An 18,116-nucleotide genomic window follows, 5' to 3' on the forward strand; every position below is an offset into this window, starting at 1 on the left:
GCCCCCGTTATCCGATGAGGCCGAACTCCTGATGGGAGTTGTGGCGCAGGTCCGCTTCGATCTGATCAGCCGCCCGCCGCATGGCGGGCAGGAAGTCGCTCATGGCCTCGGCGGAGCCTCGGCCGGAGAGCATGGAGACGTTGAGCGCGGCCATGACCCGGCCGCTCGAGTCGCGGACCGGCACGGCGATCGAGCGCGAGCCGTCGTCGATCTCCTGGTCCACGATCGCCCAGCCCCGCTTACGGACCTCCTGGACGATGGACCGCAGCTCGGCGGGGTCGGTGACCGTGTGCTCGGCGATCTGCTCCAGGCGTACGGAGCCGAGGTAGTCGTCGAGCGCCTGGTCGGACACCCCGGCCAGGAGCACCCGGCCCATGGAGGTCGGGTACGCCGGGAACCGGCTGCCCACCATGATCGGGATGGTCATCAGCCGCTTGACCGGCACGCGTGCGACGAACACGACCTCCTTGCCGTCGAGCACGCCGAGCGAGCAGGTCTCGTGGATCTCCCCGACGAGCCGCTCCATGTGCGGCAGGGCGACCTCGGGCAGGCTGAGGCTGGACAGGTAGGCGAAGCCGAGTTCGAGCACGCGCGGACGCAGGGAGTAGAGACGTCCGTCGGTCATCACGTAGCCCAGGTCGACCAGCGTGAGCAGGAAGCGCCGCGCGGCCGCCCGGTCGAGGCCGGTGATCTTGGCGACCTCGGTGGAGGTGAGGTGCGGGCGGGTGTGGTCGAAGGCCCTGATGACGGCCAGCCCCCGCTCCAGGGACTGGACGAAGTACGGGGGCCGCTCCTGGCCGCGCTGGGCCTGCTCGGATTGGTCCGCGTCGGTTCGCGCCACCGGTGCCACTCTCCCCTTCGATCATGATGGCCGGTCTGGTCCGCCGGTGGCAGGAGGGCCACGGCGGTGTCCCCAGGATACGGCTCGCCGGAATGGGCGGTTGATCGCTTCACGCATTCTGCACCGTTTCGGCCAGGAGCGCGGCGAGCCGCAACGGGTCGGTGAGCATCGGCGAGTGGGCGCTGTCCAGCTCCACCTGCCGATTCGCGCGGCGGGCCATGGTGCGCTGAACACCCGGGGACAGGGCGCGGTCCCGGCGGCAGACGATGTACGTGGAGGGGAGGTCGCGCCAGGCGGCGCGGGTCACCGGGGCGGTGACGGTGCCGACGTGCTCGGGCGTGAGCCGGCCGACGGCCTCGGCCGTCTGCTCGGGCGTGCACCCCTCGTAGAACATGTAGCGGGCGGCGGCGTCGGGAACACGCAGGTAATCGCCCTCGGCGACGGGCGCGAGCGCCGGGTCGGGAGGCGCGGGTGTGAGCCGGTTGGCGTCGGCGCTGGACTCTCCTTCTTCCAGGAGGAACGCGGTGAGGTAGATCAGCGAGGTGACACCGGCCGCGCCGGCCGCGGCCTCCGTGATCACCGCCCCACCGTAGGAGTGCGCGCACAACGCGACCGGGCCGGGCAGCGCGGCCAGCTCCGCGCGCAGGAACTCGGCGTGGCCCCGCAGGTCATGGCCGCCGGGCGCGCGTCCCACACCGGGGAGCTGTACGGCGTGGACGGGGACGCCCCGCTCGGCCAGCAGCGGGATCACCGGATCCCAGGCCCAGCTCCCATGCCAGGCCCCGTGGACCAGCAGCAGCGTGGGTGGCGGAGGAGTGGTCGTCGGACTCACCTCGTTCTCTCGCAGGTCGTTGTGCCGCATGTTAGCAATGCGCACAAGCGTGCGCCAAGCGCACAGTTCTGGCCCTTCCCTATTGCGCACCCTCGACGGACCTGATTAGTATGCGCACAATCGTGCGCATATCGCACAACGTCCTGACGTCCGGTCGAGCGGTAGCGGCAAGCACCGAGATTCCGGAGATGCAAATGCTCAGATTCCTGGCACGTCGCCTCCTCCTGGCGGTGCCGACGTTGTTCGGCGTGTCCCTCGTCGTCTTCGTCACCGCCAAGCTCGTCCCCGGCGATCCGGTGGCCAGCCTGGTGGGCCCGCTCGCCCCGCCCGAGGCGCGGCGCGCGCTGATCGAACGGCTCGGGCTCGACCAGCCGCTGGTGGTCCAGTTCGGCACCTGGTTGCAGAACCTCGTCCAGGGCCGGCTCGGCACCTCCATCCAGTTGCAGTTACCGGTGCTGGACATCGTCTTGTCCGCCTTCGGCAACACCGCGCTGCTGGCGGCGGCGGGCGCGCTGATCGCCTTCGCCGGAGCGCTGGTGCTCGGGAGCGCCGGAGCCTTCAGCGCCTGGCGGCTGCCGGACCGGCTCGCCTCGGGCGCGTCCTTCCTGGCCATGTCGCTGCCGCCGTACTCCGTCGGGCTGCTGCTCGTCGTCGTGTTCGCCGTGGAGTGGCAGGTCCTGCCCGCCGGCGGCATGCGCGACCTCATCAACGGCAGCGGACCGGGCGACCTGCTGCGGCACTTGATCCTGCCCGCCGTCGCCGTGGCGGTGATCCCGATGGGCGTCGTCGGCCGCATGTTGCGCGCCACCCTGGCCGACGTGCTGGCCGGCGACAACGTCGAGGCGATGCGGGCGCGCGGCCTGCCCAGGTCCGCCATCGCCCGGCACGCGCTGCACAACGCGCTGCCCTCGCTGCTCACCATCGCCGGGCTGCAGCTCGCCTACCTCATCGGCGGCGTGGTGTTCGTGGAGACGATCTTCTCCTGGCCCGGGCTCGGCCAGGCGCTCTACAACGCCATCGCCTCCCGCGACCTGCCGCTCATCCAGGGCGGCGTGCTGGTCATCGCCGTCTCGTTCCTCGTCATCAACATCCTCGTCGACGGCGCGCACGCGCTCATCGACCCCCGCGTACGGAGGTAGCCGTGGACGGCACCCCATCCGCCATGACGGCCGCCCGCCGAGTCCGCCTTCCTGCGGCCCTCGTCGCAGGCGCGCTCATGGCCCTGCTCCTCGTCCTGGCAGCGGTGCTGGCACCCGTGCTGCCGCTGCCCGACCCCGACGCCGGCGCGCTGACCGAGCGGCTGCTGCCGCCGGGCTCCGCCGGACACCTGCTCGGCACCGACGGCCAGGGCCGCGATCTGCTCAGCCGCCTGGTGTGGGGCGCTCAGCCCTCACTGGTCGTGGCGTTCACGCCGGTCCTGGTCGCCGGCGTGCTCGGCATCTTCCTCGGCATCGTGGCCGGGCTCGGCCGGCGGTGGCTGGAGAACGCCGTCATGCGGAGCCTGGACGTGCTCTTCGCCTTCCCCGCCGTGCTCCTGGCCATCGCCGTCGCCGCCTCACTCGGGGCCGGGCTGACCAGCTCGATCATCGCCCTGTCGGTCATCCTCGTCCCCGCGGTCGCCCGGGTGGTCGTCACCGAGGTCGCCCGGCTGCGCGAGCTGGACTTCATGCAGGCCGCGCAGGCCAGCGGCGCGCGCTGGACCACGATCGCGCTGCGGCACGTGCTACCCAACATCCTGCCGCCCGTGACCGTGTACTGCTCGGCCCTGGTGGGCCTGTCGATCGTGCTCGGCGCCGGTCTGTCCTTCCTCGGGCTCGGCGTCGCGCCGCCACGGGCCGAATGGGGCGCGATGCTGGACGACCTGCGCCAGCACATCTTCATCGCGCCGCTGCTCGCCCTGGTCCCGGCGGTGGCGATCTTCCTGGCGTCGGTGGCGTTCAACGTGCTCGGTGAAGGACTGCGCCGGCGCTTCGACGTACGGACGAGGCACGCGGCATGAGCGCGCTGCTGGAGGTCGAGAACCTCAAAGTCGACATCCCCACCGGGCCGCGCGTCGCCCGCCCCGTCCGCGGAGTCAGCCTCACCGTCGAGGCGGGCCGCACGACGGTGGTGCTCGGCGAGTCGGGCAGCGGCAAATCCGTCACCGCCCGGGCCGTCATGGGGCTGCTGGGCGGCGCGGCCAGGATCAGCGGCGCCATCCGGCTCGACGGCGCCGACCTGCTCGGCCTCGACGAGCAGTCCCTGCGCCCCCTGCGCGGCCGGGCCATCGGCCTGGTGCCGCAGGACCCGAACGGCTCGCTCGACCCGCTGCGCCGCGTCGGCGCGCAGGTCGGCGAGGTGTTGCGGGTCCACCGCGTCGTCACCTCGCGGGCGGCCCGCCGTGCCCGGGTGGAGGAGCTGCTCGCCCAGGCCGGGATCACCGAGCCCGCGCGGGTGGCCCGCTCCTACCCGCACGAGTTGTCCGGCGGCATGCGCCAGCGCGTCGCCATCGCCGCCGCCGTGGCCTGCGAGCCCCGGCTGCTCATCGCCGACGAGCCGACCACCGCGCTCGACATGACGGTCCAGGCCAAGATCCTGGAGTTGTTCGACCGGCTGCAGCGGGAGATGGACATGGCGCTGCTCCTGGTCACCCACGACGTGGGCGTGGCCAGGCAGATGGGGTCGTCGGTGGTCGTCATGTACGCCGGGCGGGTGGTCGAGCACGGGCCCGCCGGGCGGGTGATCGACCGGCCCGCGCACCCGTACACGGCGGCGTTGCTCGGCGCGCAGCCGCGCCCCGGCATCCCGCGCGGCGAGCTGGCGGCGCTGCCCGGACTGCCGCCGTCGGCCACCGAAGACCTCGACGGCCGGTGCGCGCTGGAGCCGCGCTGCGCCCATCGCGTCGACTCCTGCTCGGCCGCGCGGCCGGAGCTCGACGCCGTCGCGGAGGGCGGCTCCGCCGCCTGCCCGGTCCCCTGGAGAGCCGCCGGCCTGGAAATGAGGGCGAAATGAGCGATCCGCTGCTGGCCGCGACCGGCCTGACCAAGAGGTTCGCGAACGGTGTGCTCGCCGTGGACGACGTCAGCCTGTCCCTGCGAGCCGGTGAGACGCTCGGCGTGGTGGGCGAGTCGGGCAGCGGCAAGTCCACCACGGCGAAGATGATCCTGCGCCTGCTCAAGCCCGATGCCGGGCAGGTCGTCTTCGCCGGGCAGGACCTGGCCCGAGCCCGCGGCGGCGCGCTGCGGGCCCTGCGCGCCGGCCTGCAGGTCGTCCCCCAGTCGCCGCAGACGTCGCTGAACCCGCGGATGACCGTCGGCGACGCCATCGCCTTCAACCTGCGCGCGCACCACTGGCGCGGACCGGCCATCTCGGCCAGGGTCGCCGAGGTGCTCGACCAGGTCGGCGTGCCGGCCGCGGACGCCGGACGCTACCCGCACGAGATGTCCGGCGGACAGATCCAGCGGGTCGCCCTGGCCCGCGCCCTGGCCACCCGCCCCCAGCTCGTCATCTGCGACGAGGCGGTCTCCGCCCTGGACAAGAGCATCCAGGCGCAGGTGCTCAACCTGCTCGCCGAGCTCCAGCGCGACACCGGCGTCGCCATCCTGTTCATCTCCCACGACCTGTCGGTCGTCGAGCACATCGCGGACCGGGTCGCGGTCATGTACCTGGGCCAGGTGGTCGAGGAAGGGCCGGCCGCACAGATCTGGACGGCCGCCCGCCATCCCTACACCCGCACCCTCCTGTCGTCGATCCCCCCTCTCGCCTGACCCTCTTCCGCCTGAGCTTCGTTCGCCTGACTTTCGTTCGCCTGACCTTCCGGAGACATCCATGGCCTTCCCGCGCCGTTCTCGCCTGCTGCCCGCCGCCCTCCCCGTCGCGCTCGCCGCCGTACTCGCCGGGTGCGGCTCCACCGCCCCCGCGTCCCCCGGCGCCGGTTCCGGCGGCACCCTGGTGATCGGCATGACCGCCTCCGACCTGCCCGGCACCGACACCGTCCTGGCCTTCACCCAGGGCTTCGAGGGCGAGCGGTTCGTCAACTTCCAGTTGTACGACGGGCTCACCCGCTATGACCTCAAGCAGGACGCCAAGACGCCCTCGATCGTCCCCGGCCTGGCCACCTCGTGGGAGAGCAGCCCCGACGGCCGTACGTGGACCTTCCACCTCCGCGACGGCGTGACCTTCAGCGACGGCACGCCGTTCGACGCCGACGCCGTCGTGTTCGCCTTCGACCGGCTGATGAAGAAGGACAGCCCGTTCTACTACCCGGCCGCCGCGGGCGCGGCCTCGCTCTGGGCCCAGAGCATCACCTCGTACGCCAAGGTCGACGCCAGGACCGTGACCGTCAGCACGAAGCAGCCGAGCGGGCACCTCCTGACCGACCTGACCTTCCTCACCGTCCCGAGCCCGAGCGCCGTGCGGAAGTACGGCAACGAGCAGTTCTCCCTCCACCCCGCAGGGACCGGCCCCTTCCGCTTCGAGTCGGCCAAACCGGGCCAGCAGCTCACCCTCCTGCCGAACAAGCAGTATTGGGGCGGCGCGCCCAAACTGGACAAGCTGATCCTGCGCCCCATGCCGGACGCCTCCGCCCGCACCGCCGCCCTGCGGGCCGGCGAGGTCAACTGGATCGAGTACCCCACCCCCGACGACCTGGAGTCCCTGCGCTCGTCCGGCTTCCGGTTGTTGTCCAACAACTACGACCACCTCTGGTACTGCACGTTCGACCAGGCCAAGAAGCCCTGGGGCGACGTACGCGTACGCCAGGCCGCCAACTACGCCATCGACCGCGAGTCCATCGCGAAGAACCTGCTGAAGGGCACCGCCGACCCGGCCTACCAGCACGCCCCCGCCTCCACCGAGCAGTACGACCCCGCCAACGACCACTACACCCACGACCCGGCCAAGGCGAAGGCCCTGCTCGCGGAGGCGGGCCTGAGCGGCGGGTTCACCACCACCCTGGCCGTGCCGACCGGCGGGTCGGGCAACCTCATCCCGGTGCCCATCGCCACGGCGCTCCAGGCGCAGCTCGCCGCGGTCGGCATCAACGTCAAGATCGAGAAGGTGGAGTGGTCGGCGCTGCTGGCCGACCTCAACGCCGGAAAGCCCGCGCTCGGCGCCGACGTCCAGTGCGCCTCGACCGTCACCTACCAGGCCGAGGCGCTGATGCGGAAGTTCTGGGCCAAGGACACCCCCGCCTACGACGGCCACCACTACTCCAAGCAGGTGGACGAGCTCACCGATCAGGCCGAGCGCACCCTCGACCCCGCGGCCCGCAACAAGCTGTTCAAGCAGGCCGAGGCCATCGTCAGCCAGGACGCTCCCTACCTGTTCGTCGTCAGCGACCGCAACCCGCGCGTCGTGGCCCCCACCGTCGACGGCGTCGTCGCGCCGAAGTCCTGGTTCATCGACCTGACCACCGTGCACATCGCAGGCTGAGGAGAAAACCGATGACGAGCGACGATCGCAGGCTGAGGAGAAACCGATGACGACCGACGTCGAGCGCATCCGCTGGGCGGTCAACCTGCCGCTTCCCGGCCTGGCACTGCGTGACCACCGCCGGACGCTGCAGGCGCTGCCCGGCCTGGGCTACCGCGACGTGTGGACGGGCGAGGGCGGCGGCCTGGACGCCTTCACCCCCTTGGCCGCCGCCGCGGCCTGGCAACCGGAGCTGGGGGTCGGCACCGGTGTGGTGCCGGTGTTCACCCGTGGTCCGGCCGTGCTCGCCCAGACGGCCGCCGCGCTGAACGACCTCAGCGACGGCCGGGCCATGCTGGGCATCGGCACCTCCGTCCCCGCCCACGTCTCGGCGCTGAACGACATCCCGTTCGCCAAGCCGGTCGCCCGCCTGCGCGACACGCTCCGGTTCCTGCGCGCCGCGCTGCGCGGCGCGCACATCGACCACGAGTACGAGACGTTCGCCGTGCGCGGCTTCCACCTGCCCCGGACGGCCGCCACGCCGCCCAAGGTGCTGCTCGGCGCACTCCGCCCGCGCATGGTCCGGCTCAGCCTGGAGGAAGGCGACGGCTTCATCACCAACATCCTCACCGCCGGCGACCTCACCCAGGTCCTCGGCACGGCCGGTCCGCCGCCACCCGGCCGGGAGATCGTCGTCAAGGTCTTCGTCTGCCCGACGGCGGATCAGGTGCACGCCAGGAACGCCGGACGCGCCTTCCTGGGCTGGATACTCAACCAGGCGCCGTATCGAGCCTTCCACGACTGGCTCGGCCGCGGCGACCGCCTGCTTGAGTCGCGGGCCCGCTTCGACGCCGGCGACCGCCACGGAGCGGGCGCCGCCCTGCCGGACGACCTGGTGGACGCCCTCTGGATCCACGGCTCTCCAGCCGACTGCCACCGTCAGCTCCGCCCTTTCCTCCAGGCCGGCGTCACCTCGCTCCAGCTCTACCTGGCGCCGACCCCGGAGCTGCTCACGGGCCACATCCGCCTGGAGGACGTCCTCACCGCCCTACGCCACCCCTGACCCTCATACCGAACGCGGCTCGGGAGCTCGGAAGTCGGCCGCGTGGTCGCGGGCCCATTCACCGAACGTACGGGCCGGGCGGCCGAGCAGCTCGTGCACGGTCGAGGTGACCGGCTCCGGCTCGTCGGTGATGCCGGCCCAGTGGCCGAGCGCCTGGTCCACGAAGGCGGGGTTTCCCCAGGCGGCGATCATCTGCTCGCGAGCCTCCTCGGGCGGCTGCTCGTCGAAACGCAGGCTCCGCCCGATCGCCTCGCCGATGATGCGCACCTGCTCGGCCTGGGTGACCGCCGCCGGGCCGGTGAGCACGTACCGCCGGCCGGCGTGCCCGTTCTCGGTCAGCGCCCGCGCCGCCACGGCGGCGATGTCGGCCTCGTGGATCAGCGACCGGGCCGCGTCCGCGTACGGCGCCCGCACCACACCCGTGCCGCGGATCTCCTCGGCCCAGCTCAGGGTGTTGGTGGCGAAGCCGCCGGCCCGCAGGAACGTCCATGACACTCCGGTGCTTCGGACCAGGTGCTCCACCTCGCCCCACACCCCGTTGTCCGCAGGCTCGCGGTCGTCCTGCACGGAGAAGGCGGAAAGGTAGACCACGTGCCGCACGTGCTTGCCGATCGTGTCCACGACGGCCTGCGCTCCGTCCGCCGCGAAGAAGGGCCACAGCAGGAACACGGAGTCGACACCCTCAAGCGCCGCGTCGAGGGAGCCGGGGTCGGTCAGGTCGCCGGCTACCACCTCCACGCCGTCCGGCAAGCCGGCCCGGCGCGGGTCCCTGGCCAGCGCGCGCGGCGAGAGGCCCCTCTCGATCAGCAGGGAGACCAGGTGCCGGCCCACGTTGCCGGTCGCACCTGTGACGAGGATCTTCTTGAGCTCGTTCATGGTGACCATGCTGGAACTTAAACCAATGTTTAAGTCAAGCCCTAGGATCTGAGGCGTGAGCACCGTGCCCTGGAACACCAAGGAACTGACCATCGGCGAGCTCGTCGAGCGCAGCGGCGTGCCCGCCTCGGCGCTGCGCTTCTACGAGCGCCAGGGGCTCATCCGCAGCCGCCGCACGTCCGGGAACCAGCGCCGCTACCACCGGACGACGCTGCGCGTGGTGGCCTTCATCCGCGCCTCGCAGAACGTGGGCATCCCGCTGGCGGTGATCGGCGAGGTCCTGGGTTTCCTGCCCGAAGGTGCCGCCCCGACCCCGGAGTTCTGGATCCGGGCGTCCGACTGCTGGCGCGTGGAGCTCAACGACCGGATCGAACGGCTGGAGCGGATGCGTGACCTGTTCACCGAGTGCATCGGCTGCGGCTGCCTGTCGTTCGAGCAGTGCGCGCTGGTCAACCCGCGAGATCAGCTCAGCGAGAAGGGCAGCGGGCCGCACCGCCTCAGCTCAGGAGCGTCCGCCTAGGCCCAACCCGTCAGAAGGGGAAACCCACTCCGGTCGACTCCTCCGAATAATCCCATAGCCGGGACGCCAGGCGCCGGTCCATGGCCCGTGGGGGGAAGCGAACTTCTGCCGGCTCACCGGTCAGCCCGAGAAAGCCGTTCGGCCCGTAGTAGGCGCCGCCGGTCGCTTTGGCGTGCACCCAGAGCAGCAGGTGCTCGTCACGGGCGGAGAACGGTGCCGCGGTCACCGGATCGAAGCCGGCCACCGCGCTGTGTGCTCGATTCACGGCACGTACGGCGGCTCTCGCCTCCTGCGTGGTGCCGAAAACGATCGCGAACAACGAGCGCAGGGTGCGTTCGAGTCGCCCCCAGGGATCCGTTTCGTACTGACGCGACAACTGGCCGGCCGCGGCGATGCGCGGATGCGCGGCCTGCATCAGCAACGCCCGCATCCCGCCGAGAATCACCGAACGTTCCCGCAGCACCTGCCAGGATCGGCTGTCCGGCCCGAACAGACCTGGATCAGCCGTCATCATGGCGATCCGGCGAAGGCCAGGACCGCCAGGCCGGGAAACCAGACCATCCGCATCAGCAGAATGGCGAGCGAAATGCCCTGCCTGCCGGCCGCGATCGCGGAGATGCACACGGGCGCGATCGCCGCCGGCGTCATGAAAGCCAGATATCTCGCCGGATCCCAGCCGAACACCGGAGGAAGCAGGAGGAGCAGCACGCACGCCATCGCCAAGCACTGGAAGACGCGAATCGCGGGCCGTTCACCGAAATAGGTGGCGACCGTGGTGATGCCCGCGTGGGTGTCGGCGGCGTGGTCGCGTACGGCGAGCAGCACGAGATAGGCGAATCCGAACACGAACATAAGTGCGGCCATGACCCAGATCCGGCCGTCGGCGCCGGCCGCGACGGAAGCGCCGAAGACCAAGCAATATGCGAACAGCAGCGCGATGGTCGCGTTGCCGAGCAGAACCGTGTTCTTCAGATAGAACGAATAGAGCCAGCCAATCACCAGCGTGCCCAAGGTGATCACTCCTTCGAGCAGGCCCAGCGCGCTTCCGGCCGCCGCCGCCACAAAGGCGGTCACCCAGGCCGCGATCCAGGCCGATCGAGCCGGGACGCGTCCCGAGGGCAGCGGGCGGGTCGGTTTGTCATAGGCATCGGCCGCCGCGTCGACAATGTCGTTCACGATGTTCGAACTCGCCACCACCGCGCCGATGGCGAGGCGACAAGAACTGTCTCAAATAGCGAGACCGCGATATTTTCACCGGACAGATACAGTCCCACGACCGCGATGGCCGCTCCGACCATGCACGACATTCCGCGTGCCAGTCGCCACAGGTCGACGGGGAAATCCCATAATCGGCCGGCCGTTTTCGAGGACCTCATCTCGGCACCCCTGCGTATATCGGAGGCGTGTGTTCACAGAGTAGCAACGCGGGAGCGCTCGGCATATCGCTGAGCCAGGCTGGGGCAAGGAATGCCCGCCGTAAAACACTGCGGCGAATAAGGGCACGAGCCGGGGTTCCCGGCGGCCTGCCAGATCCACCGGGGGGATGTCACGCATCCGTGTGATGTCGGCCGGGCCCGTAGGGCGTTTGCTGGGATCTCCGACCGGCGCTGCGCTCTTAGCTGGAGACAACGATGATTACCGCCTGCCATCCCTCCGAAGACGTCAAAGGCCTGACCGATGACCGGTCGATCAGTGAGTTGGACGCGGCCGCTTCGGTGTTCGTCACCACGGCGCCCCGGCTGCTGGCGATCGGTCTCCGCTTTCTCGGCGACGTGGGCGAGGCCGAGGACGTGGTGCAGGAGGCGTGGCTCCGGTGGGCGCGCGCCGACCGCTCGGTCGTCAGCAACCCGCCCGCGTTCCTCGCGCTGACGACCACCAGGCTCGCCATCAACGTCGCCCAGTCCGCCCGGAGGCGTCGCGAGCTGTCCGTCGGCCCCTGGCTGCCCGAGACGGTGGACGGCAGCGTCAGCCTTGAGACGGTGGCCGAACGACACGACGCGGTCGACGCGGTGCTCCGGCTGCTGCTGGAGAAACTGTCGCCCGCCGAACGGGCGGCGTATCTGCTCCGCAAAGCGTTCGACTACCCCTACCGGCGCATCTCCGAAGTGCTGCACCTGGGTGCGGACCATACGCGGCAGCTCGTGCGGCGCGCCCATGAACGCCTGGCGGCCGGGCGTCGGCAGCCGGTGGACACCGCCGTGCATCAGCGTCTCGTGCAGACGTTCCTGACCGCGGCGCAGACCGGTGACCTCGCCGAGCTGGAAGGACTTCTCGCGGCTGACATCCCCATGCGGAAGAGTGCGTGACGAGCCACGGTGCGGTCGGCCGCGCCTATCCGCCGTACGCCAGGAAGCGGAGCAGAGCGCGGTTGAACCGCAGCGGATGGGTGGCCTGGCAGCCGTGCGGCGCGCCCTGGATGACCTCCACGGCGCTGCCGCCCACCTGCGCGCCGGTGACCGGGAACGGGGTGATGTCGTCGTGCTCGCCGTGGATGACCAGGGCCGGCAGAGGTATCGCGATCTCGCTGCGCAGATCACTGCGCACCAGGGTGGTCAGACCGGCGTTGAGCGCCTGTGGCGCCGCGGTCGCGCCCTGGGCACGATAGTGGTCGCGGTGCGGGTCGCTCAGCAGCACGCGCCCGTCGGCTCGGAACATCCGGGTGACGTACGCGTCGAGCATGGCGAATCTGTCGGTGTTCAGACGAGCCTCAAGGTGCTTGAACCGCTCGGGGGCCCAAGGGCCCTGCGGGTTGTCATAGGAGCGGTACAGGTACGGCAGCGCCGCGCCCGCCAGGACGACTCCCCTGATCCCGGCGGTTCCGTACCGGGTGAGGTAGCGCACGATCTGCGCCGCGCCCATTCCGGCTCCCACCAGGGTCGCTTCGCTGAGCTCCAACTGCTCCAGCACCGCACGGAGGTCGGCCGCCAGGCTGTCGTAGTCGTAGCCGTCCCATGGGCGGGAGGAGTCGCCGAAACCCCGGAGATCGTAGGCGATCACGCGGTACCCGGCCTCCACCAGCGCGGGCAGTTGTGCCGCCCACATGTGCCTGGACAAGGGCCAGTCGTGGAGCAGGACGACGGGACGGCCGTCACCGTAGTCCTCGTAGCAGAGCTCGACCGGGGTACGGCCGTGATCGACGCCAACAGGCAGGTAGGCCATGTGGCCGCCGCTTCCTTTCCGATGCATCGCTGATCAGCCGTCGTGTTCGACGACCAGCCTGGTCAGTTCCACCCGCGAGTTGACGTCCAGCTTGGTGTAGGCGTGGCGCAGGTGGGTGTTGACGGTGTGTGGCGACAGGAACAGCCGTTCGGCCACCTGCCGGTTCGTGGCGCCCTGGGCCACCAGCCGGACCACCTGCAACTCCGAGGCGGTCAGCCCGTTCCAGCCGCGGGTGACTCCGGAGGCGCGGCCACGGCGCCGGATCCCGGCGTCGCGCAACCGCCGCCGTACCCGGCCCGCGTCCCGCAGCGCGCCGGCCTGCTCGTACAGCTTCAGCGCCGCGTCCAGGCACTCGACGGCCGCCTTCCGGTCGGTCGCCGCCAGGGTGCGGCCGGCGTCCTCCAGCGCCGACGCGCGGACGATCGGCCGGGGGAAGTCCGCGAGCTGCCCGGCGGCCCGCGAGAGGAGTGCCGCGTCGTCGTCGAGCAGCCCGCGGGCGTGCGCCGCGATGGCGGCCAGGAACGGGAAGCCCGGGTTGCGCCCGGCTCGCTCCTCCGCCAGGCACACCATGTCCGTGGCGGCTCCGCGCTCACCGGCACGCAGGGCCATGCGGACGAACAAGACGTCGTCGGCCGGGTCCAACGGCGTCGTCACGCGCCCGCCGGCCGGGCCGGCCGCGACTGCCCTCGCCGCGTACGTCATGGCGAGTGCCGGATCGTTGTCGCGGTCGGCTGCCAGGGCGAGCATCCAGGCGCCCGTCCTGGCGACGAAGGGAGCCTCGTCGCGCGTCATCCGCCGGCCGTCGGCGACGAAACGTGCGATGCCCGGCTGGTCACCCGTGTACAACGCCGCCCGGCCGAGGGTGTAGAGGGCGGTCACGTCGGCGGCGTTCCCCGTTCCCAGGTCCTCGATCATGGTGGGCGCCGCCTCGGCCTCGGCACGGGCGTCGGCCAGCCGGCCGGCGTCGAGCAGGATGCGGGCGCGGTACATCGACCACAGGTGCACGGCGGCGGTCTGCCCGTGCGCCTGCGCCTCGCGCAGTCCGGCGTCGGCTTCTTCGAGCCCGCGCAGCGACTCGCCGGCCGAGCTCCACAACAAGCTCTTCCAGGAGGGCTCGGGGATCCACAACGAGTGCAGGATGCCCGCGTCCGTCGCCAGCCGGGCCGCTTCGTCCTGCTGGTCGAAGGCGCGCCGCCAATCCATGTGATGGTGGAAGGCGGCGGCCGCCCGCGCCGCGATCGCCGTGGCCTCGATGGTGCGATTGCCGCAGGAGGCGGCGGTCCGCAACGCCGACTCGACCACGTGGCCGGTCTCCTCCACGTTGCCGGCCAGGACGAGTGCGAGGGCCCGCAGGGCGAGCAACTGCGCCCGGGTCGCCTCCGACAGCCCGGGCAGGGCCAGCGCGAGGCGGCACTGCCGGACCGCCTCGGCGAAGGAGCGCCGGCCCGACACCCGGGCCAGGCTGAGCCGTACCTGTGCTTCGGCTTCCGGTTCGAGCAGCCGGGCCAGGGCGTCGCCGGCCATCGTCCTCGCTTCGAGGTCGTGGCCGGTCTGCCACAGCAGGATGATCGTCTCGGCGATCAGCGCCGGGCGGTCGGCGTGGTCCGCCGGAGCCAGCTCCAGGGCGCGGCTGCTCAGGGCGACCGCGGTGGCGGGGGAGAGGGGCGCGAGGTCGGTGGCGGCCCGGCGCAGCAGCGAGACGGCCTCGTGGTCGCCCGGCTGGGCGACCTCCGCCAGGTCGGCGGCCACCTCCATGACCGCCGCGCCGCGCCGCAGGCGTACATCGACGGCCTGGCGGCGTACGTGGTTCTTGAACGCGGCGGGCACGCCGGCCCGGACGGCCTCGCGGACCAGGTCGTGACGGAGAGCCAGCCGCCCGTCGGTGTCGGTCAGCAGGTCGGCGCGGAGAGCCTCCTGCAAGGGGCCCATCAGGTCGACAGGTGAGCACCGCAGCAACTCGGCCAGGACCTCGACGTCGACGTCGCGGCCGAGCATGGCCGCGAAGCGCACGCTGTCGCGGGCCAGCGGTGAGAGCTGGTCGAGCCGATGCCGGATGGAGGAGCGAAAGCGCATCGGGATGCGCCCGGCGGCTCTCAGGTGCGCCATGCCGTTCTTGACGGTGATGGCGCCTTCCTCGCGGATCCCGTTCAGCAGTTCGACCAGGAGCAGCGGGCGGCCGTCGGCCTTGCGGGCCAGCTCCAGCAGCGCGGGCTCGGCCACGGCCCGCAGGACGTCCTGCGCCAGGAGCGCCACCGCCTCGGCGGACAAAGGCGGCAGGACGATTCTGTCCACCAGCCAGGCGTGCGCCGGGCCGGTCTGGGGGTGCTCGCTGGTGGCCAGCACCCACAGGATGGGCCGGCCGGACAGGCGGGCCGGCAGCGTGCGCAGCGCGCTGCGGGTGGCCGCGTCACACCACTGCAGGTCATCCATGACGATCAGCAGCGGAGCGGCCAGCGCGGCCCGCTCCAGCTCGTGCTGGAGCTCCTGCAACAACCAGAAACGCTGGTCGGCCGCTTCGCTCAACGCCAGCAGCCGATCGCGTGCCATGAGCGGGGCGGGGCCGGACAGCAGGGCGTCCAGCAGGGGGGAGAAGGGGACGGCGTGGCCGTCCGGCACGCCGGCTCCCGCATGGACGCGCAGACCGGCGGCCCTGGCCAGGCCGGCGACCTCGGCGAGCAGCCGCGACTTGCCCGCTCCCGGCGCCCCTTCGATCAGCACGGCCCCGCCCTGTCCTTGGGTCAGGGCGTGCAGCCGGTCACGCAGGATCAGCAACTCGTTTTCCCGGCCGCGCAGCGGCAGCGTGGGGGAGGCGTCCGTGATGCGGTGCCGCAGGTCCTCGGAAGGTGTGGAGAAGGCGGCGGCCATACCGTTGCGGCTCACGTGCTCGTCCGTTCCGTGGGTGGGCACTCGGGCGAAGACAGGGAGGAGATCATGGGCTTCCACATCCGTCAGTGCCTCGACGACGATCGAAGCAGTGTGGGTTGATGCAGGTCGGGCTCTGTTCCGGGGGGGAATGGCGTGTAAGAGAATGAAACCAACGTGGTCGCTTGGGTACGAGGCAGAACGGCAGGCAGAAGTAGCCGGCCGCTTCCGCCCTTCGCCGGAACAGGGAGGCAGGAGTTGGGCGATGAGCTCTCCTTCGGCGCACTGCTGAGGGCCCGCCGGCAGGCGGCGGACCTGACGATCGAGGAGCTCTCCCAAGCCTCCGGAGTGAGCGTGCGGGCGATCGGCGACATGGAGCGGGGCATCAGCCGCGGCCCGCAACGCCGTACCGTCGCCGCGCTGGCCGAGGTGTTGCGGCTGCCACCGGAAGACCACGACGCCCTCCTCACCGCCGCCAGGGCCGGACGGCCGCGCCCTGCCCCCTCCAGCTCCGGGATCTGTGAGCTGCCCCGGGGGATCGGCGACTTCACCGGCCGCGAGCACGAGCTGGGCCTGTTGCGCGAGCTGGCCGTCCGGCACGCCGGCGCGGACGGGCCGGCGGTCACCGCGACCGTCTCGGGGACGGCGGGGATGGGCAAGACCGCGCTGGCCGTGCACGCCGCCGACCGGCTCGCGGACCTGTTCCCCGACGGCCGTTTCTTCCTCGACCTGCGCGGCATGGACGCCACCCCGCTGGCGAGCGGGACCGGCCTGGCGCGGCTGCTCAAGGCGCTGGGCCTGGCCGAGCGGGGCATCCCCGCCGACGAGCAGGAACGCGCCGGGCACTACCGGGCCCTGCTGCGCGAGCGGCGCTGCCTCATCGTGCTCGACAACGCGGCGAGCGAGAGCCAGGTACGCCCCTTGCTCCCGGGCGACGGGCCAAGCATGACCCTGATCACCAGCCGCCGCCCGCTGGCGGGGCTGGAGGGCGTGCACCAGATCCCCCTCGCCCAGCTCGCCGAGGTGGAGGCCGCCGCGTTGTTGCGGGCCATCGTGGGCGAGCCCCGCTCGGCGGCCGAGCCGGACACGGTCGGCGAGCTGGCCCGGTTGTGCGGCCATCTCCCGCTGGCCATGCGGATCGCCGGCAACCGGCTGCAGAGCCGGCCGGGCTGGACGATCAAGCAACTCGCCGGCCGGCTCGACGACGAGGAGCGCCGCCTGGACGCGCTGGCCGCCGGTGACCTGCACGTCGCCGCCGCTTTCGCGTTGTCGTACGAGCAGCTCACCCCGAACGCCCGGCAGACCTTCCGGCGGCTCGCGCTGGCCGCCGCGCCCGGCTTCGGCATCCCGCTGACCGCGATCCTGATGCAGCTCGACCTGGACGACGCCGAGGACGCCCTGGAAGAGCTGGTCGACCTGGGCCTGCTCACCTCGCCGTACGCCGGTCGTTACGTCTTCCATGACCTGGTCCGGTTGTATGCCCGCGCCCAACTGGAGCGGGAGGATCCGGTCGAGGCGCAGGAAGTGGCGCGGGTGCGGATGGAGAGCTGGTTGCTGGAGGTGGCCACGGTGGCCGGCCGCTGGTTCGAGCCCGGTTACGGTGCGCCGCCGCCGGAGTGGCGTTCTCTGGTCACGCTGAACAGTCAGCAGGAGGCCGGCGATTGGCTGCAGGCGGAGAGCACGGCCTGGCTGGAGGCGCTGCGCTCAGCGGCCCGGCGTGGTGAGCACCCGACGGTGATCGAGGTGGCCGGATCCATGCACTGGTTCTCTCCCCTGTGGAGGCGGTGGGGGCACTGGCGTGAGGTGTTCGAGCTGTCCTCCACGGTGGCGCACACCCTGGGCGATCGGCTGCAGGAGGCGGTGCATCTCAACCTCCTGTCCTGGGCGCTGTCTGTGTGTGAAGGCCGTGACGAGGAGGCGGAGGCGACCGCGTTGCGGGCGCTGGACCTGGCCCGTGAGGTCGGTGACGCACGCCAGCAGGGGTGGGCGCTGTCCCATGCGGGCTGGGCCATCATGGGCGATCCGGCGAACCTGGAGCGGGAGCTGGACTACACCCGGCGAGCCGCCGATCTCCTCCTGCAGGCCGGCGATCGGGAGGGCTATCCCGTGGCCATGACGGGCCACATCCACGCCCTGCGGCGGGCAGGCCGGATAGAAGAGGCATTACAGCACTGCCTGGCACTGCTGGACAGGCTGCGTGACCCTGCCTACGGCCGTTCCCCGGCCCACGTCAGCTACCATCTCGGGTCCACCCTGGCCTATCGCGGCACCATCTACCTCCTGCTCGAACGCTGGGAGGAGGCCGTCGCCTCCTACCGGCAGGCACTGCCGGAGCTGAGTGCCCACCCGGCTGCCAACACTGCCGAGGCATTGGCGCTCACGCAGCGCAGGATCGGCACCGCACTGCGGCGCCTGGGCCGGGTCGAGGAGGCCCGCCAGGTGTTGACGGAAGCGGCCCGGCTGTATGAGGAAGATGGTTTCTTCGAGGAAGCCGCCGAGGTGGTCAAGGAACTCGAAGAGCTGTCCGGACCCGACGCAGCAGCCGTCCGTTAAGCACGGCCGCGAAATATCC

Annotated in this window: 16 protein-coding genes; 9 read left to right on the forward strand and 7 right to left on the reverse strand. The window is 71.5% G+C overall.

The window, feature by feature from the left end:
• Positions 1–7: 7 nt before the first annotated feature.
• Together ACWD0F_RS05815 and ACWD0F_RS05820 are read right to left on the reverse strand one after the other, a co-directional pair.
• Positions 8–841 carry an IclR family transcriptional regulator domain-containing protein gene (locus ACWD0F_RS05815; protein ID WP_449872759.1) on the reverse strand — a complete coding sequence of 278 codons (834 nt, stop codon included), beginning with the start codon at positions 839–841 and terminating at the stop codon, positions 8–10.
• 109 nt (positions 842–950) lie between these two features.
• Entirely contained in the window at positions 951–1,703 is a 753-nt protein-coding gene (locus ACWD0F_RS05820; protein WP_449872760.1) for an alpha/beta fold hydrolase, read from the reverse strand.
• Between the two features lie 164 nt (positions 1,704–1,867).
• Between ACWD0F_RS05820 and ACWD0F_RS05825 the strand changes: the two genes are divergently transcribed.
• The 6 genes from ACWD0F_RS05825 to ACWD0F_RS05850 all read left to right on the forward strand — a co-directional run bounded on the left by ACWD0F_RS05825 (position 1,868) and on the right by ACWD0F_RS05850 (position 8,127).
• Complete coding sequence (locus tag ACWD0F_RS05825) at positions 1,868–2,812, forward strand: ABC transporter permease (protein WP_449872761.1); 945 nt, start codon at positions 1,868–1,870, stop codon at positions 2,810–2,812.
• A 2-nt stretch (positions 2,813–2,814) separates the two neighbouring features.
• Positions 2,815–3,672, forward strand: coding sequence for an ABC transporter permease (locus ACWD0F_RS05830; protein ID WP_449872762.1), 858 nt, complete (start codon positions 2,815–2,817; stop codon positions 3,670–3,672).
• Complete coding sequence (locus ACWD0F_RS05835) at positions 3,669–4,664, forward strand: ABC transporter ATP-binding protein (RefSeq protein WP_449872763.1); 996 nt, start codon at positions 3,669–3,671, stop codon at positions 4,662–4,664. The genes ACWD0F_RS05830 and ACWD0F_RS05835 overlap by 4 nt, the downstream gene beginning before the upstream one ends.
• Positions 4,661–5,419 carry an ATP-binding cassette domain-containing protein gene (locus ACWD0F_RS05840; protein WP_449872764.1) on the forward strand — a complete coding sequence of 253 codons (759 nt, stop codon included), beginning with the start codon at positions 4,661–4,663 and terminating at the stop codon, positions 5,417–5,419. Before ACWD0F_RS05835 ends, ACWD0F_RS05840 begins: the two co-directional genes overlap by 4 nt.
• Positions 5,420–5,480: 61 nt before the next feature.
• Positions 5,481–7,085, forward strand: coding sequence for an ABC transporter substrate-binding protein (locus ACWD0F_RS05845; RefSeq protein WP_449872765.1), 1,605 nt, complete (start codon positions 5,481–5,483; stop codon positions 7,083–7,085).
• A 46-nt stretch (positions 7,086–7,131) separates the two neighbouring features.
• Complete coding sequence (locus ACWD0F_RS05850; protein WP_449872766.1) at positions 7,132–8,127, forward strand: LLM class F420-dependent oxidoreductase; 996 nt, start codon at positions 7,132–7,134, stop codon at positions 8,125–8,127.
• Positions 8,128–8,130: 3 nt separating this feature from the next.
• Here ACWD0F_RS05850 and ACWD0F_RS05855 read toward each other — a convergent pair whose 3' ends face one another.
• Positions 8,131–9,003 (reverse strand): NmrA family NAD(P)-binding protein, encoded by an 873-nt coding sequence (locus ACWD0F_RS05855; protein WP_449872767.1) that lies wholly within the window; start codon positions 9,001–9,003, stop codon positions 8,131–8,133.
• A 55-nt stretch (positions 9,004–9,058) separates the two neighbouring features.
• Here ACWD0F_RS05855 and soxR point away from each other — a divergent pair, with 55 nt between their 5' ends.
• Complete coding sequence (gene soxR, locus ACWD0F_RS05860) at positions 9,059–9,523, forward strand: redox-sensitive transcriptional activator SoxR (protein ID WP_449872768.1); 465 nt, start codon at positions 9,059–9,061, stop codon at positions 9,521–9,523.
• A 10-nt stretch (positions 9,524–9,533) separates the two neighbouring features.
• Here the strand turns inward: soxR and ACWD0F_RS05865 are convergent, their stop codons facing one another.
• Both ACWD0F_RS05865 and ACWD0F_RS05870 read right to left on the reverse strand, forming a co-directional pair.
• Positions 9,534–10,037 (reverse strand): oxygenase MpaB family protein, encoded by a 504-nt coding sequence (locus ACWD0F_RS05865; RefSeq protein ID WP_449872769.1) that lies wholly within the window; start codon positions 10,035–10,037, stop codon positions 9,534–9,536.
• Positions 10,034–10,729 carry a UbiA family prenyltransferase gene (locus ACWD0F_RS05870; protein WP_449872942.1) on the reverse strand — a complete coding sequence of 232 codons (696 nt, stop codon included), beginning with the start codon at positions 10,727–10,729 and terminating at the stop codon, positions 10,034–10,036. Before ACWD0F_RS05870 ends, ACWD0F_RS05865 begins: the two co-directional genes overlap by 4 nt.
• Positions 10,730–11,154: 425 nt before the next feature.
• Here ACWD0F_RS05870 and ACWD0F_RS05875 point away from each other — a divergent pair, with 425 nt between their 5' ends.
• Entirely contained in the window at positions 11,155–11,829 is a 675-nt protein-coding gene (locus ACWD0F_RS05875; protein WP_449872770.1) for a sigma factor, read from the forward strand.
• A gap of 25 nt (positions 11,830–11,854) precedes the next feature.
• On the opposite strand, the gene ACWD0F_RS05880 is transcribed toward ACWD0F_RS05875, so the two are convergent.
• Complete coding sequence (locus tag ACWD0F_RS05880) at positions 11,855–12,682, reverse strand: alpha/beta fold hydrolase (protein ID WP_449872771.1); 828 nt, start codon at positions 12,680–12,682, stop codon at positions 11,855–11,857.
• A 33-nt stretch (positions 12,683–12,715) separates the two neighbouring features.
• On the reverse strand, positions 12,716–15,562 hold the full coding sequence (locus ACWD0F_RS05885) for an ATP-binding protein (RefSeq protein ID WP_449872772.1): 2,847 nt from the start codon (positions 15,560–15,562) through the stop codon (positions 12,716–12,718).
• A 240-nt stretch (positions 15,563–15,802) separates the two neighbouring features.
• Between ACWD0F_RS05885 and ACWD0F_RS05890 the strand changes: the two genes are divergently transcribed.
• Positions 15,803–18,097 (forward strand): ATP-binding protein, encoded by a 2,295-nt coding sequence (locus ACWD0F_RS05890; RefSeq protein WP_449872773.1) that lies wholly within the window; start codon positions 15,803–15,805, stop codon positions 18,095–18,097.
• The last annotated feature ends 19 nt before the right edge of the window (positions 18,098–18,116 follow it).

It is taken from the genome of Nonomuraea sp. NPDC002799 (assembly GCF_053592075.1).